This is a genomic window from Caballeronia sp. Lep1P3, from assembly GCF_022879595.1.
Lineage (GTDB): Bacteria > Pseudomonadota > Gammaproteobacteria > Burkholderiales > Burkholderiaceae > Caballeronia.
Genome location: NZ_CP084267.1, coordinates 429960 through 442246 on the forward strand (window position 1 = coordinate 429960; position 12287 = coordinate 442246).

General features: G+C 62.1%; 13 protein-coding genes. 5 read left to right on the forward strand and 8 right to left on the reverse strand.

Annotation, left to right across the window (positions count from 1 at the left end):
* Positions 1-20: 20 nt before the first annotated feature.
* The 3 genes from LDZ27_RS22540 to LDZ27_RS22550 form a co-directional block, all read right to left on the reverse strand.
* On the reverse strand, positions 21-848 hold the full coding sequence (locus tag LDZ27_RS22540; protein WP_244817344.1) for a CHAD domain-containing protein: 828 nt from the start codon (positions 846-848) through the stop codon (positions 21-23).
* Positions 849-967: 119 nt separating this feature from the next.
* The gene (locus tag LDZ27_RS22545) at positions 968-2632 is read right to left on the reverse strand and encodes a metallophosphoesterase family protein (protein ID WP_244817345.1); all 1665 of its coding nucleotides are present in this window, start codon (positions 2630-2632) and stop codon (positions 968-970) included.
* A gap of 222 nt (positions 2633-2854) precedes the next feature.
* Positions 2855-3022: a hypothetical protein gene (locus tag LDZ27_RS22550; RefSeq protein ID WP_244817346.1), complete on the reverse strand. Its 168-nt coding sequence runs from the start codon at positions 3020-3022 to the stop codon at positions 2855-2857.
* A 178-nt stretch (positions 3023-3200) separates the two neighbouring features.
* Here LDZ27_RS22550 and LDZ27_RS22555 point away from each other — a divergent pair, with 178 nt between their 5' ends.
* Positions 3201-3395 carry a hypothetical protein gene (locus tag LDZ27_RS22555; RefSeq protein WP_244817347.1) on the forward strand — a complete coding sequence of 65 codons (195 nt, stop codon included), beginning with the start codon at positions 3201-3203 and terminating at the stop codon, positions 3393-3395.
* A 14-nt stretch (positions 3396-3409) separates the two neighbouring features.
* Here the strand turns inward: LDZ27_RS22555 and LDZ27_RS22560 are convergent, their stop codons facing one another.
* The 4 genes from LDZ27_RS22560 to LDZ27_RS22575 all read right to left on the reverse strand — a co-directional run bounded on the left by LDZ27_RS22560 (position 3410) and on the right by LDZ27_RS22575 (position 7331).
* Positions 3410-3610: a hypothetical protein gene (locus LDZ27_RS22560; RefSeq protein ID WP_244817348.1), complete on the reverse strand. Its 201-nt coding sequence runs from the start codon at positions 3608-3610 to the stop codon at positions 3410-3412.
* A gap of 85 nt (positions 3611-3695) precedes the next feature.
* Complete coding sequence (locus LDZ27_RS22565) at positions 3696-4988, reverse strand: sugar efflux transporter (RefSeq protein WP_244817349.1); 1293 nt, start codon at positions 4986-4988, stop codon at positions 3696-3698.
* A gap of 191 nt (positions 4989-5179) precedes the next feature.
* Positions 5180-5962, reverse strand: a complete 783-nt coding sequence (locus LDZ27_RS22570) for an SDR family NAD(P)-dependent oxidoreductase (protein WP_244817350.1) — start codon at positions 5960-5962, stop codon at positions 5180-5182.
* 70 nt (positions 5963-6032) lie between these two features.
* A complete protein-coding gene (locus tag LDZ27_RS22575; RefSeq protein ID WP_244817351.1) occupies positions 6033-7331 on the reverse strand; it encodes an L-fuconate dehydratase in 1299 nt (432 codons plus the stop codon).
* A gap of 141 nt (positions 7332-7472) precedes the next feature.
* Here LDZ27_RS22575 and LDZ27_RS22580 point away from each other — a divergent pair, with 141 nt between their 5' ends.
* The 4 genes from LDZ27_RS22580 to LDZ27_RS22595 all read left to right on the forward strand — a co-directional run bounded on the left by LDZ27_RS22580 (position 7473) and on the right by LDZ27_RS22595 (position 11874).
* On the forward strand, positions 7473-8237 hold the full coding sequence (locus LDZ27_RS22580) for a GntR family transcriptional regulator (RefSeq protein WP_244817352.1): 765 nt from the start codon (positions 7473-7475) through the stop codon (positions 8235-8237).
* A 64-nt stretch (positions 8238-8301) separates the two neighbouring features.
* Entirely contained in the window at positions 8302-9813 is a 1512-nt protein-coding gene (locus LDZ27_RS22585; protein ID WP_244817353.1) for a sugar ABC transporter ATP-binding protein, read from the forward strand.
* Positions 9814-9833: 20 nt separating this feature from the next.
* Positions 9834-10859, forward strand: a complete 1026-nt coding sequence (locus LDZ27_RS22590; RefSeq protein WP_244817354.1) for an ABC transporter permease — start codon at positions 9834-9836, stop codon at positions 10857-10859.
* Between the two features lie 73 nt (positions 10860-10932).
* Positions 10933-11874 carry an ABC transporter substrate-binding protein gene (locus tag LDZ27_RS22595; RefSeq protein ID WP_244817355.1) on the forward strand — a complete coding sequence of 314 codons (942 nt, stop codon included), beginning with the start codon at positions 10933-10935 and terminating at the stop codon, positions 11872-11874.
* 64 nt (positions 11875-11938) lie between these two features.
* Here LDZ27_RS22595 and LDZ27_RS22600 read toward each other — a convergent pair whose 3' ends face one another.
* Entirely contained in the window at positions 11939-12280 is a 342-nt protein-coding gene (locus LDZ27_RS22600) for a hypothetical protein (protein ID WP_244817356.1), read from the reverse strand.
* Between the last annotated feature and the right edge of the window lie 7 nt (positions 12281-12287).

Consider the following 12287-nt stretch of genomic DNA (forward strand, 5'->3'; position numbering starts at 1 on the left):
CGAGGCGCTCGCGCCTCATATCACAGCAGCCGGGCGGCCGCTTTCAACCGGCGCTTCTGTTCCTTTTGCAGCGCGCGCAGCGCTCGTTCCGCGGCTTGCGCATCGGGCAGAGACGCGCGTTCCTGCAACAGCAATTCCCGGCTCGCGACGACATCGTTTAGTGCGCCGAAACGTTTCTGTACGCGCTTGAGGTTCTTCAAGCCCTTGCGTTGCTTCTTTCCAAGCAGAGGCTCGAAAAACTCCAGCAGATAGCGCACTTTCTTTCCGGCCTTGCGAACTTCGTGGAAAGACGCGTAGTCGGAACGGCCTGCCTTGGCAGCGGTCCGCATGCGCTTCTTCAGTTGTTTTTGCGCTGCGACGACGCGTTGCTTCGCAAAGCGGTTAAGCGGCGTGCGCTGGGCCGCCGTGTTCAATTCGCGATTGGCCTCGCTCATCGCTTCGCGCAAGATCTGCTTCACACTCGCATGGGCAAGCGTTTCCAGGCTCTTTCGCGAGGCCTCTGCGCGGTTTGCGCGAAACGCATCGAGCAGAGCGGAATCGCCGGTTTCTTGCACGAGTCCGATCAGAATGTCCCAGTCGCGCGTATTTCCGGCGGCATTCGCGAGAAACTTGTAGACCGCGCGTTGCTGCGTGTCGAAATCTTCATTGAGGATGGGCCGATACGCCCACAGAAGCGTGCGCAGCCGTCTGAGCGCGACGCGCAGCTTGTGGAGTTGCTCCGCATCTCCCGCGCCTTCGAGCGCCGACGCCTGCGCAATGGCTTCCCCGACGAGCGGTTCCGCGTAAGCCGTGAAGGTCGTCTCTGCGCTTGCGGCTCGGTCGTCGGCGCGTGCTTCGTCCTTCTTCATGTCTGTTCCCCGATGATGGCAATGTTCAACGCGGAGCAAGCACCGTTCCGCTCAAAGGTGCACGCAGTGTATTGTTTTTTTGGCGCCATCATCGGGCATGTCATAAAACCTTCACGGAGTCATCGACCGCACTTCTTTTCGAGCACGATGGTTTCGAATAGCTCGTACTCGGCGGTGGGCGCCTGGTCCGCGCCGGGCGCATGGTAATAGCGCATGGTGATGGACGTCGTGCCGCCGCGCTCGCCGGGATCGTGATCGAACACGGCGATACCGTAGCCCGTGCTCGTGTCGCGCTGCGCGGACCATATCGCATCTTCGAGCGCATCGGCGACCGGGCGCACATACGTGCCGGCCGCGGTTCCCGGTACGGGGCGGTTCGGCTTCGTGAAGACCTGCGCCTGCGGATTGCCGGTGCCCGCGTCCGTGCCATACACGTCGAGCGGTGCACTCGTTCCGCCGCCGCCGAGGATCAAATGAATAGTGCCGTGCGAGGTGTCGATGGGATCGTCCGGTCGGCGCGAGCTCGCCACCGGGCGCGGCTGAAGCGTATCGACACGCTCGCCCGTCAGCGCATCGCGCCCCGCGTGGTGGTTGCAGCCACGCACCGGATGGCTGCGTTCGTAGTCGTGATCGTGGCCGCATAGCACGAGGTCGACGCCGTATCGGTCGAAAAGCGGCAGCCACGCTTCGCGAATGCCCTTATCGGAGCCGTTGCCGGTCTTCGACGAACTGAGCGCGTCCTGATGCATCTGCACGATGATCCAGTCGATGTCGTCATCGCGCGACGCCTCGCGCAAGGTTTTTTCGAGCCAGCGAGTCTGCTCGCCCGCGCTGTATCCGCGAACATAGAAAGACGTGCCCGGTGCAATGGCCGGATTGCCCGTGCTCGCGGCCGGCACGAGCGGCGCGGGTCCGGCGACGAATGCGGCGGCGTCCTGATACACGACATCGTCTGCATCGAGCGAGACGAAGAGCACTGTGCTCACGCGGAAGCTATACCAGCGGCCGCGAAAACGCGTGCCGTTGTCGGGCAGCGTATAGCGCGTGAGGTAGGAATTGAAGCCCTCGCTTCCATTGTTGAACTCGATTTCATGATTGCCGGGGCAGGGCATCCACGGACGGTTCGACGCCGAAATTTGCGCGTTGTTACCGAAGTCGCGCCATACGTCGGGCTGATGCGTGGGGTTCAGGTTCGCGTAGCAAAGATCGCCATTGAGCAAATGGAAAAGCGGCTCGAATCTCTCGACGGCCTGCACCGCGAAGCGGCTTTGCGGCGATGACAACACCCATCCTGTGTTCGGCGTGGCGAGGTCGCCGTAGCTCGTGAAACGGAACTTCGTTCTACCGCGCGGCGCGGTGCGAAAGCTCGCGCTAAAGGGCTGGGCCGCGTTGCTGTCGTTATCCGTGGTGACTTCGTAGCGATAGGCCGTGTCCGGGCGTAGATCGGCGATTCGCGCGTGATACGTGCAGACGATCTCGCCGTTGAGACCGTCCGTATAGGTGCGCTGCACGGCATGGACCGTCCTCGGATGGCCTTCGTGCGTGCTCAGACGAACACGCGGTTTGACCGCTGGCGCCATCGAGGCCCAACTGACGACCACCTCGCGCGTCGGGTCTTCGCCCCACGTCAGATGAATCTGCTCGGGCGTGCCATCGGGCGCCGACGCCGCTGCGGTGCCGCTGATCGCATTGGCGGCCGTGGCGAGTCCGGATGCGCCCGCGAGTTTCAGGAAGCCACGGCGCGATGCAACGCGTCCGCTGTCGTGCGAATCGTGCTGGGTCATGGGAAGGATGTCGTGTTTGACGGCGTATTCGATCGGAGGTATGTACGGCGCTAAGTCCGCACTGCACGCGCTTGTCGATGCGTTGAGCGCCGCCCATTTTTACGGGAGGGCCGTGACGTTTGTATGACTTGCGAAAGCGCGCTCCGAGCGAGCAAGGGATTTCGTTCGCGTGCTAAGCCGGGACACATTAACGGTAAGGCAAATACGCGAACGACCGTTTCGCTAACTCTCTTGCGACTTTCTACCCTGATCGTTGCTACTTCCATCGCCCAGGGAATTACCGCTGCCGCTGCGGTCCGACGATCCGGGGACTTCGGTTATTTCGCGCTCGCGCCGTGCTTTTTCGCGTTCGTTTTCGGGCGGCTGGGGGTTCTGATCGGACGTGCTCATGCGAGGCTCCTTCGTTAGGACTCTCCATGCTGCACGGGTCATGCCAACGCTCGCATCGATGTGGGCATATGCATTGCGCGCTTATCGTCTGCCTGTTTCGATGCGCTCGTACCAGCAACGTGGCGCGCGTCGAATGCAGCGCTCTTGACCACCGAACGATCAACCCACGGAGTCAGTCATGGCCAGACACGCGAACAGCCCATCGGGTCCCGGTAAGCCGACAGCCGTCGAAACGTCGGACATCATGAAGGAAGAGGGACTCATAGAGTTGTCGAGCGAGGACGATGCAATCGGCGGGACGGAAGGCGCCGGCGTCGAGAAGCGCGACAAGACCAGCAACGAAGGCGGCGCGACATCCGTAAAGGGCGAATAACAAATGTAATTGCTTTACGTGTGCACGTAGGGCGAGGCCCTGATCGAAACAGCGGCCGAGAAACTCTGAAACGGCTTCACGACGAGACCGCCATCGCGCCCGTCATGCGGAAACACACGACGGGCGCGCTCCAGTTGCGTCTCTTCGTCCGCTAAATCCACGTAATAGAGCACGCGCTGGCGGCCATCCGTCGGCGCTTCCGCGAACTGACGCAAACGCTTTAGGCAGCGGAGCCTGAGTCCATGCGCAACCCTCCTCGATTGCATGTCCGAGCAATGGCTGACCGACGCGCGTGCTCTCTCAGCGCACGGGTTGCCGCCACTGATTCCAGCGGCCCCGCAATTGCAGCAGGATGAGTCTGAACGGTGGATTCGCAAAGAGAACGAATGCGCCAAGCGCAAGGCACCCGCATACGAGGAACGTTCCGCGATAGCCGATTGCGGCGACGAGTGCGCCCGACAGAACGCCTGAGAGTATCGACCCGACGCGCGATGCGTTGAAGAAAAGCGCCGTCGCCGCGCCGGGATTGCGCGGCATCAAGTCCTGGATGTACGTCATGCCGAGACACGATGTGACGGCAACGACGAACGCATTGAACGCCTGCATCGGAATCAGAAAGTGTATGGTGCGCGACGCGCTCACTGCGACAAAATAGACGACGTGCACGGCGGCGCAGGCCGCGAGCCAGCGCTGTTTGTCGAGGCGCGAGCCGCGCGCGCCGAGCGCAAGCATCATCGGGATTTCGAGGAGCGCGCCGAGGCCGAGCATGATCGACACTTCTATTTGCGTGCCGTGCAATCCTTGCACGACATAGAGCGGCAATACGATCATCGTCGCGTTTGCCGCGAGCCCGATAATCGTCAGCGCGACAGTCGAGCGCCAGATCTGCGCGCGCGTGCCGGACTCTTGTTTTGCAGGGTCGTGCGCTTCTTCGTGCTCGGTCTTCCTCGTGACTTCCAGCGATGAGGAAGGATCGCCCGCATACGGCGCGTGCTCAGCGTTCATCTTCTCCTTGTCCTTGATGCGCCATGCAATCGCGACGCATGCCGCGAACGATGCCGCCGCAAAGAGAAAGAGGCCGTGAAAGCCCGCTGCGGCCAGCACGAGCGCACCGACAGACGGACCGAAGACCCACGCCATCGACAGCACGGTGCGTAGTGTCGCGAGCGCAAAGGAGCGCTCGGCTGCATCCGTAACGGGAAGCGCCGCGCGGCCGAACGAAAATACGAGCGACATCGCCGCACTGCCGACACCGAGAAAAGCAATGCCGACGAAGAGCAGCGACCCATAGCTACGCAGTATGCACAGCAGCATGAAGCCGAGCGACGAGGCGACCAACGCGCCCATCAAAAGCGCGCGATGATGACCGTGCTTATCCGACCACTTGCCGGCAAAGGCGCTTGCGATCACGCCGCTTGCCGCGATGAGTGTCATGAAGAGACCGAGTTGCAGCGGCGTCATGTCGGCCTGCTGCACGCCGAACAAGGAAAGAAAAGGCGCGGTGAAAGACATTGCGACGCCCAGCATCAGCGTGACGCCTGCGAGAGGCATGAACGAGTGCAGGCGCGCCAGGCGGAAAAAGCGTGCGTCCATCGACGGGAGAATCCTTGGGTAGAAGGCAACTGCGAGGCAACTGCGGGGAATGCAGACCTGCACGGTAACGCAATCGACGTTCCGCGCGGTAAAAATTGAGCGAATGCGTGAATCCATGCCGCACGTCGTATCGTGCGGCATGCGGCGGATACCGGGCAGTATCCGGGTGTTTCAAAGGACTTTCTGACGGATCACGCTTGCGGCGGCTGTCCGTTGGACGCGCTGAGGCCGCCATCGACCGGAAGATTCACGCCGGTGACGAAGCGCGCATCATCGCTTGCGAGAAACGCGATGACTGCGGCGATGTCGTCGGGCTGCGCGGGACGGCCAAGCGGAATGCGCTCGCGGAACTTCGCCATGAGCGCTTCGTCGCCCAGCATGTCTTCGGTCAGGTCCGTTGCGGTGAGGCTCGGACAGACCGCGTTCACGCGCACGCCGTCGCGTCCGTGATCCATTGCGAGCGCACGCGTGAAGTTCGTCACTGCGCCTTTGGCGGCGTTATAGAAGCTCATGCCCCAGTCGCCTCCGAGACCCGACACGGACGACACGTTCACGATCGAGCCCTTCGCCGCGATGAGATGACGTATCGCGGCGCGGCTGCAATAGAAGACGCCATCGAGATCGGTCGACATGATCGCGCGCCAGTCATCGAGCGATGCTTCGTCGATGCGGCCCGTCGGCGCGACGCCCGCGTTGTTCACGAGCACATCGATGCGCCCGAAGCGCGCGACGGCTGCATCGATCAGCTTCTCGGCGTCTTCATGGCGCGACACGTCGCAAGCGTGGACCAGCGTGCGCGATGCATCGAGATCGCGCGCCACGCGTTCGAGCTTGTCCTGCGTGCGCCCGGCCAGCACGACCGATGCGCCTTCGGCTGCGAAGCGGCGCGCAGCACCCTCGCCGATGCCCGAACCCGCGCCTGTCACGATGACGACTTTCGACGCGAAGCGAATGGAATTGGAGGGCGTGTTCATTGCAGATGTCCGTGAGTTGGCGATTCACGCAACGCCGCAGATTCCGTTCCAGCGGCCGCGATGCAACGCATCACGTGCGCCACGCTTCCCCGTTCGGAAAGCCGTGCTTTTGCAGCGACTCGGCTTTCATTTCGATGCTATAGCCCGGCAACTTGGGCGGCATATAGCGTCCATTGCGTATGACCACCGGATCGACGAAATGCTCGTGCAGATGATCGACGTATTCGAGCACGCGATTGTCCAGCGACGCCGACACGCAGATGTAATCGAAGAGCGAAATATGCTGCACGTATTCGCATAAACCGACACCGCCCGCATGCGGACACACCGGCACGCCGAACTTCGCCGCCATCAGCAACACGATGATCACTTCGTTCAGCCCGCCGAGCCGGCAACTGTCGATCTGACAGAAGTCGATGGCCTGCGCCTGCAAGAGCTGCTTGAACATCACGCGGTTCTGGCAGTGTTCGCCCGTCGCCACGCCGATCGAACCGAGCCTGCGCCGAATGGCGGCGTGCCCGAGGATATCGTCGGGACTCGTCGGCTCTTCGATCCACCACGGATCGAACTCGGCGAGACGCCGCATGTTCGCGATGGCTTCATCGACATCCCATACCTGATTCGCGTCCATCATCAGTTTTGCGTCCGCGCCGATTTCCTCGCGCAAAATGCGGGCGCGACGTACGTCTTCCTCAAGACTGCCGCCGACCTTTTGCTTGAAGTGCGTCCAACCCTGCGCGACGCCTTCGCGCGCGAGGCGGCGAATCTTGTCGTCGTCGTAACCGAGCCACCCAGCCGACGTCGTATAAGCGGGATAGCCGTGCGCGTGCATTTCCTTCTCGCGCTCGCCTCGCGTCTTCGCATGACGATGCAGCAGCGCGAGCGCCTCTTGCGGCGTGATGGCGTCGGTCACATAGCGAAAGTCGAGACAGCGCACGAGTTCCTCGGGCGTCATGTCGACGAGCAGCTTCCAGACTGGCTTGCCTTGCGCTTTCGCCCACAAGTCCCACACCGCATTCACAACCGCGGCCGTCGCGAGATGAATGGCGCCCTTGTCCGGACCGATCCAGCGCAGCTGGCTATCCGACGTAACCGCGCGCCAGAACGCGCCCATGTTCGCGGTAATGTCTTCGAGCGTCTTGCCGACGACGAGATGACTGAGCGCTTGCACCGCGCTGACGACGATCTCATTGCCGCGTCCGATGGTGAACGTGAGACCGTGGCCCGTGAGCGAGGCTTGCGAATCGGTTTCGAGCGTGACGTAGGTGGCGGAGTAGTCCGGGGCGGCGTTCATGGCGTCGGAGCCATCGAGTGAACGCGAAGTAGGAAAGCGGATGTCCCGAACGGACAGCTTGGTGATCGTGGTCATTGGTGTGCCCTCCGGGGCAATGTCGATCAACTACGGTCTGCGGGAAAACACTGATGAGCTTCGATGCGGCTTGGCGCTTGAGCCGTTCTTCAATTGCCTTAGCGTTTGCACGCGTTGACAACATCGAATCTGCTTTCTAGCATGCTAGCATCTTCAACGGAAATCAAGCACGCCGTGAGCCCTCCATCCGATGCGGTCATCGTGAGTAGTCCGTATGATGCGCTGCACAAGGTCGGCGGCGGTGGCGCTCAGCGCGGCAGCCTCACGGACGCCGTCGAGCATGCGCTGCGCGAAGCCATCGTCACGCTCGCGCTGGAGCCGGGACTCATGATCGACAAGATAGCGGTCTGCGAGCGAATGGGCGTGTCGCGCTTTCCCGTTTCAGCCGCGTTGGCAAGGCTGGAACACGCGGGGCTCGTCGAAGTTTTGCCGCAGCGCGGCACGCGCGTGAAGCCCATTGCGTTGCGCGATATCCGTCAGCATATGTTCATCCGAAGTGCGCTCGAAGTCGAAACCGCGCGCGGCGTCGCGTCCTCGCGCGGCAGCGCCACGCTCGATGCGCTCGCCGCCAATCTCGCACAACAGCGTGACGCAGTGGCAAACGGCGAGCGTCTCGCGTTTCATGCGCTCGATCTCGCGTTTCATGAAATCCTGCTCGATGCCATTGCGCTGCCCCGCGTCAAGGAGATCGTCGCGGTGTCGCGCAATGCGCTCGATCGCGCGAGGCAACTGCTCGCAAGCCCAGAACGCCTCGTGCATACGCTCGACGAGCACGAGCGCATCTTCGAGGCGCTTCGCAAGGGCCGCGGCGATGCCGCCGCCAAAGCGATGCACGATCATCTCGATCAGGTCGTCGCGGAACTGCATCGCTCGGCGCAGGATAGGCCCGATCTCTTCGAACCGTGACACGCGGAGGCGATACGTCATACGCACTCAAGCGCAGTATCGAACGTCAACCTTCAAAGACCTCATGACTCCGCTCATATCCGTCGACAAGCTAAGCAAGCGATTTCCCGGTGTGCGTGCGCTGCATGAAGTGCAGTTCGAGCTCATGCCCGGCGAAGTCCACGCGCTGATGGGCGAGAACGGCGCGGGCAAGTCCACGCTCATGAAGATTCTTGCGGGCGTCTATAGCCGCGACTCGGGCGAGATGCAAGTCGACGGCAAGCCCGTCGAATTCACGAGCCCGCGCGAAGCGCAAGAACTGGGCATCGGCATCATTCATCAGGAGTTGCAGCTGATGAATCATCTGACCGTTGCGCAGAACATGTTCATCGGGCGCGAGCCGCGCAAACTGCTCGGCCTCCTGCTCGACGAAGAAAAGCTGAACGCGCAGGCGCAAGACATCCTGGCGCACATGCATGTGAAGCTCGATCCGCGCGCGGTGGTGGAAGCGCTCACAGTGGCAAGCCAGCAGATGGTCGAGATCGCGAAGGCGCTGTCATTCGAGTCGCGGGTGCTCATCATGGACGAGCCGACTTCCGCGCTCAACGATGCCGAGATTGCCGAGCTCTTTCGCATCATCCGGCAGTTGAGGGATCGCGGCGTGGGCATCGTCTATATCTCGCACAAGATGGACGAATTGAAGCAGATTGCGGATCGCGTCACGGTGCTGCGCGACGGCGAATATGTGGGAACCGTGTCGGTGCACGACACGAGTGTCGAGACGATCATCGGCATGATGGTCGGGCGCACGCTCACTGACCTGACCTCGTTCCTGGGCGGCGCGAATCAGGGAGACGTCGCGCTCGAAGTGAAGCATCTCAACGCGGGTCCGCTCGTGCGCGATGTGTGCTTCACGCTGCGCAAAGGCGAGATACTCGGATTCGCCGGACTGATGGGCGCGGGCCGCACCGAAGTGGCGCGCGCGGTGTTCGGCGCGGACCCGGTGGAATCCGGGGAGATCATCGTGAAGGGCGCGAAGGCGTCCATCAAAAAGCCGAGCGATGCGGTGGCGCGCGGCATCGGCTATCTGTCCGAAGACCGCAAGCGCTTCGGGCTTGCGACGGGTATGGATGTGGAGTCGAACATCGTCATGTCCAATCTCGGCAAGTTCCTCTCGGGGCGCGTGTTCCTGCGCCGCGCGAAGATACGCAAGACCGCGACGCATTTCATCCGGCTCCTCGGCATACGCACGCCTTCCGCCACGCAGCCGGTGCGCCTGCTCTCGGGTGGCAATCAGCAGAAGATCGTGATCGCGAAGTGGCTCGAGCGCGACTGCGACGTGCTCTTCTTCGACGAGCCGACGCGCGGCATCGATGTCGGCGCGAAGAGCGAAATCTACAGGCTGCTGCGCTCGCTCGCCGAGCAAGGCAAGGCGATCGTGATGATCTCTTCGGAGTTGCCGGAGATCTTGCGCATGAGCGATCGCATCGTCGTGATGTGCGAAGGGCGCATCACGGGAGAACTTTCCGCAAGCGAAGCGACGCAAGAGCGCATCATGCAGCTCGCGACGCGGCGCCCGACTCTGCAAGCGGCCTGAAGCCGCGAAGGACCTAGCCCATGACACAGCCAACGGATACTGCAGCGCTCGCAAGCGAAAAACGCACGAACGGATTGCGCGCACGCGTCTTTTCACCGACCGCCCTGCAAAAGCTGCTCGCGTTCGCAAGCCTCATTTTGTTGCTGGTTTTCTTTAGTTTCGCGTCGCCCGCATTCATGCAGATGGACAACATCCTCGGCATCCTGCAGGCGACAGCGGTCAACGGCGTGCTCGCCATCGCCTCGACGTTCGTCATCATCACGGGCGGCATCGACTTGTCGGTCGGCACGCTGATGACCTTTACAGCCGTTATTTGCGGCGTGTTCCTCACGTACTGGCATCTGCCGATGTGGCTCGGCATCGTCGCGGCCATCGCTGCGGGCGCGCTCTGCGGCACCATTTCGGGCACCCTCACTGCAAAGATGAAGATTCCGCCTTTCATCGCCACGCTCGGCATGATGATGCTGTTGAAGGGGCTTTCGCTGGTCGTGTCCGCGGATAAGCCGATCTATTTCACCGACACCGAGAACTTCTACATGATCTCGCAGGATTCGCTCATCGGCTATTTCCTGCCAAGCGTGCCGATCCCGAATGCCGTTCTGATTCTCTTCTTCCTCGCCATCGCGAGTTCCATCACGCTGAATCGCACGGCGCTTGGCCGCTATACGTTCGCGCTTGGCAGCAACGAGGAAGCGGTGCGGCTCTCGGGCGTGAACGTGGACCGCTGGAAGATCGCTATTTATGGGCTTGGCGGCGCGATCTGCGGCATCGCGGGCCTTCTCATTGCCTCGCGTCTGAATTCCGCGCAGCCTGCGCTCGGGCAAGGCTACGAACTCGATGCGATCGCGGCCGTCGTGATCGGCGGCACTTCGTTGAGCGGCGGCTCGGGCACGATTCTCGGCACCATCATCGGCGCGTTCATCATGAGCGTGCTGACGAACGGGCTGCGCATCATGTCCGTTGCGCAGGAATGGCAGATCGTCGTGACGGGCCTCATCATCATTCTCGCCGTGTACGCGGACATCTTGCGCCGCAGAAAGCGCTGATCGAGAGAGGGGAACACTGGAAGACCAGATAGCACATCAAAAACGGATAGCCTACCTTAGGAGGAGAACCATCATGTTCAAAAGAAGAACCATCGGTATCCTGATCAGTTTCGCGGCGCTTGGTGTGGCATCGGGCGCGGCCTTCGCGGACGAGCCTTACGTGCCGCTCATTTCCAAGGGCTTTCAGCACCAATTCTGGCAAGCCGTGAAGTCGGGCGCCGAGCAGGCGGCGAAGGAGCAGAAGGTCAGAATGACGTTCGAGGGACCGGAAACGGAAGCGATGGTCGACAAGCAGATCGACATGCTGTCCGCCGCGCTTGCGAAGAAGCCGCAGGCCATCGGCATCGCCGCGCTCGACAGCAAGGCCGCCATTCCGCTTCTCAAGCGCGCGCAGAACAACAAGATTCCGATCATTGCATTCGACTCGGGCGTCGATAGCGACATACCGCTCACGACATGCGCAACCGACAACCTGGCGGCCGCCGCGCTTGCCGCCGACAAGATGGCCGGTGCCATCGGCAATGCGGGCGAAGTCGGCGTGATCGTGCACGATCAGACGAGCCGCACGGGCATCGATCGTCGCGATGGCTTTCTGAATGAAATGAAGTCGAAGCATCCGAACGTCAAGATCGTGTCGGTGCAGTACGGCGGCGGCGATCACCTGAAGTCCGCGGAAATCGCGAAGGCGATGATCCAGGCGAACCCCAACATCAAGGGCATATTCGGCGCGAACGAAGGCTCGGCGGAAGGCGCGGCCATTGGCGTGAAGGAGTCGGGCAAGAAGCTCGTGCTGATCGGCTACGACTCGGGCAAGGAGCAAAAGGAAGACATCAATTCGGGGCTGATGTTTGGCGCGATTACGCAGAACCCGATCGGGATCGGCAAGTGTGTCGTCGATTCGGCGGTCAAGGCGCTGAAGGGCGAGAAGCTCCCGAAGAAGGTCGATACCGGTTTCTACTGGTACGACAAGGGCAACATGAACGATCCGAAGATTTCGGCCGTGCTGTATGACTGATTAGGCGCGTTCGGTTCACGCAATGCAGGAGAGGGCGCCGGCCCTTTCCTGCGTGCGACTTCGCTCATTGCCCCGCGCTTCCGTTTCGCGCGGACCCGGTGGATGTTTCCCGATGCGTCTGCGTGCCGCCGTTGCCGCTGCCCGGCGTCGCCGCTGTTCTGCCGCCGCCGGTCCCGCCCGAGTTGCCCGTTCCGCCCGCGCCGCCCGTCGTTCCGCCGGGGCCGCCTGTAGCGCCCGTAGCGGCAGCCGAGGTGCCGCCATTGCCGCCCGTCGACTCGCCGGCGCTCACGCCGCCCGTCTTCTTCGCATCGCCGAGACCGCCAACGCCTGCGCTGCCTGCTGCGAACGCGCCGCTCGATAGCGACAGTATTGCCGCCGTGACGAGTGCGCCGGATAACTTACTCATGTTGCTT

Coding starts and splice junctions, on each gene's coding strand:
- LDZ27_RS22540 (WP_244817344.1), bottom strand. CDS start 848: ATGAAGAAGGACGAAGCACGCGCCGACGACCGAGCCGCAAGCGCAGAG.
- LDZ27_RS22545 (WP_244817345.1), bottom strand. CDS start 2,632: ATGACCCAGCACGATTCGCACGACAGCGGACGCGTTGCATCGCGCCGT.
- LDZ27_RS22550 (WP_244817346.1), bottom strand. CDS start 3,022: ATGAGCACGTCCGATCAGAACCCCCAGCCGCCCGAAAACGAACGCGAA.
- LDZ27_RS22555 (WP_244817347.1), top strand. CDS start 3,201: ATGGCCAGACACGCGAACAGCCCATCGGGTCCCGGTAAGCCGACAGCC.
- LDZ27_RS22565 (WP_244817349.1), bottom strand. CDS start 4,988: ATGGACGCACGCTTTTTCCGCCTGGCGCGCCTGCACTCGTTCATGCCT.
- LDZ27_RS22570 (WP_244817350.1), bottom strand. CDS start 5,962: ATGAACACGCCCTCCAATTCCATTCGCTTCGCGTCGAAAGTCGTCATC.
- LDZ27_RS22575 (WP_244817351.1), bottom strand. CDS start 7,331: ATGACCACGATCACCAAGCTGTCCGTTCGGGACATCCGCTTTCCTACT.
- LDZ27_RS22580 (WP_244817352.1), top strand. CDS start 7,473: ATGCTAGCATCTTCAACGGAAATCAAGCACGCCGTGAGCCCTCCATCC.
- LDZ27_RS22585 (WP_244817353.1), top strand. CDS start 8,302: ATGACTCCGCTCATATCCGTCGACAAGCTAAGCAAGCGATTTCCCGGT.
- LDZ27_RS22590 (WP_244817354.1), top strand. CDS start 9,834: ATGACACAGCCAACGGATACTGCAGCGCTCGCAAGCGAAAAACGCACG.
- LDZ27_RS22595 (WP_244817355.1), top strand. CDS start 10,933: ATGTTCAAAAGAAGAACCATCGGTATCCTGATCAGTTTCGCGGCGCTT.
- LDZ27_RS22600 (WP_244817356.1), bottom strand. CDS start 12,280: ATGAGTAAGTTATCCGGCGCACTCGTCACGGCGGCAATACTGTCGCTA.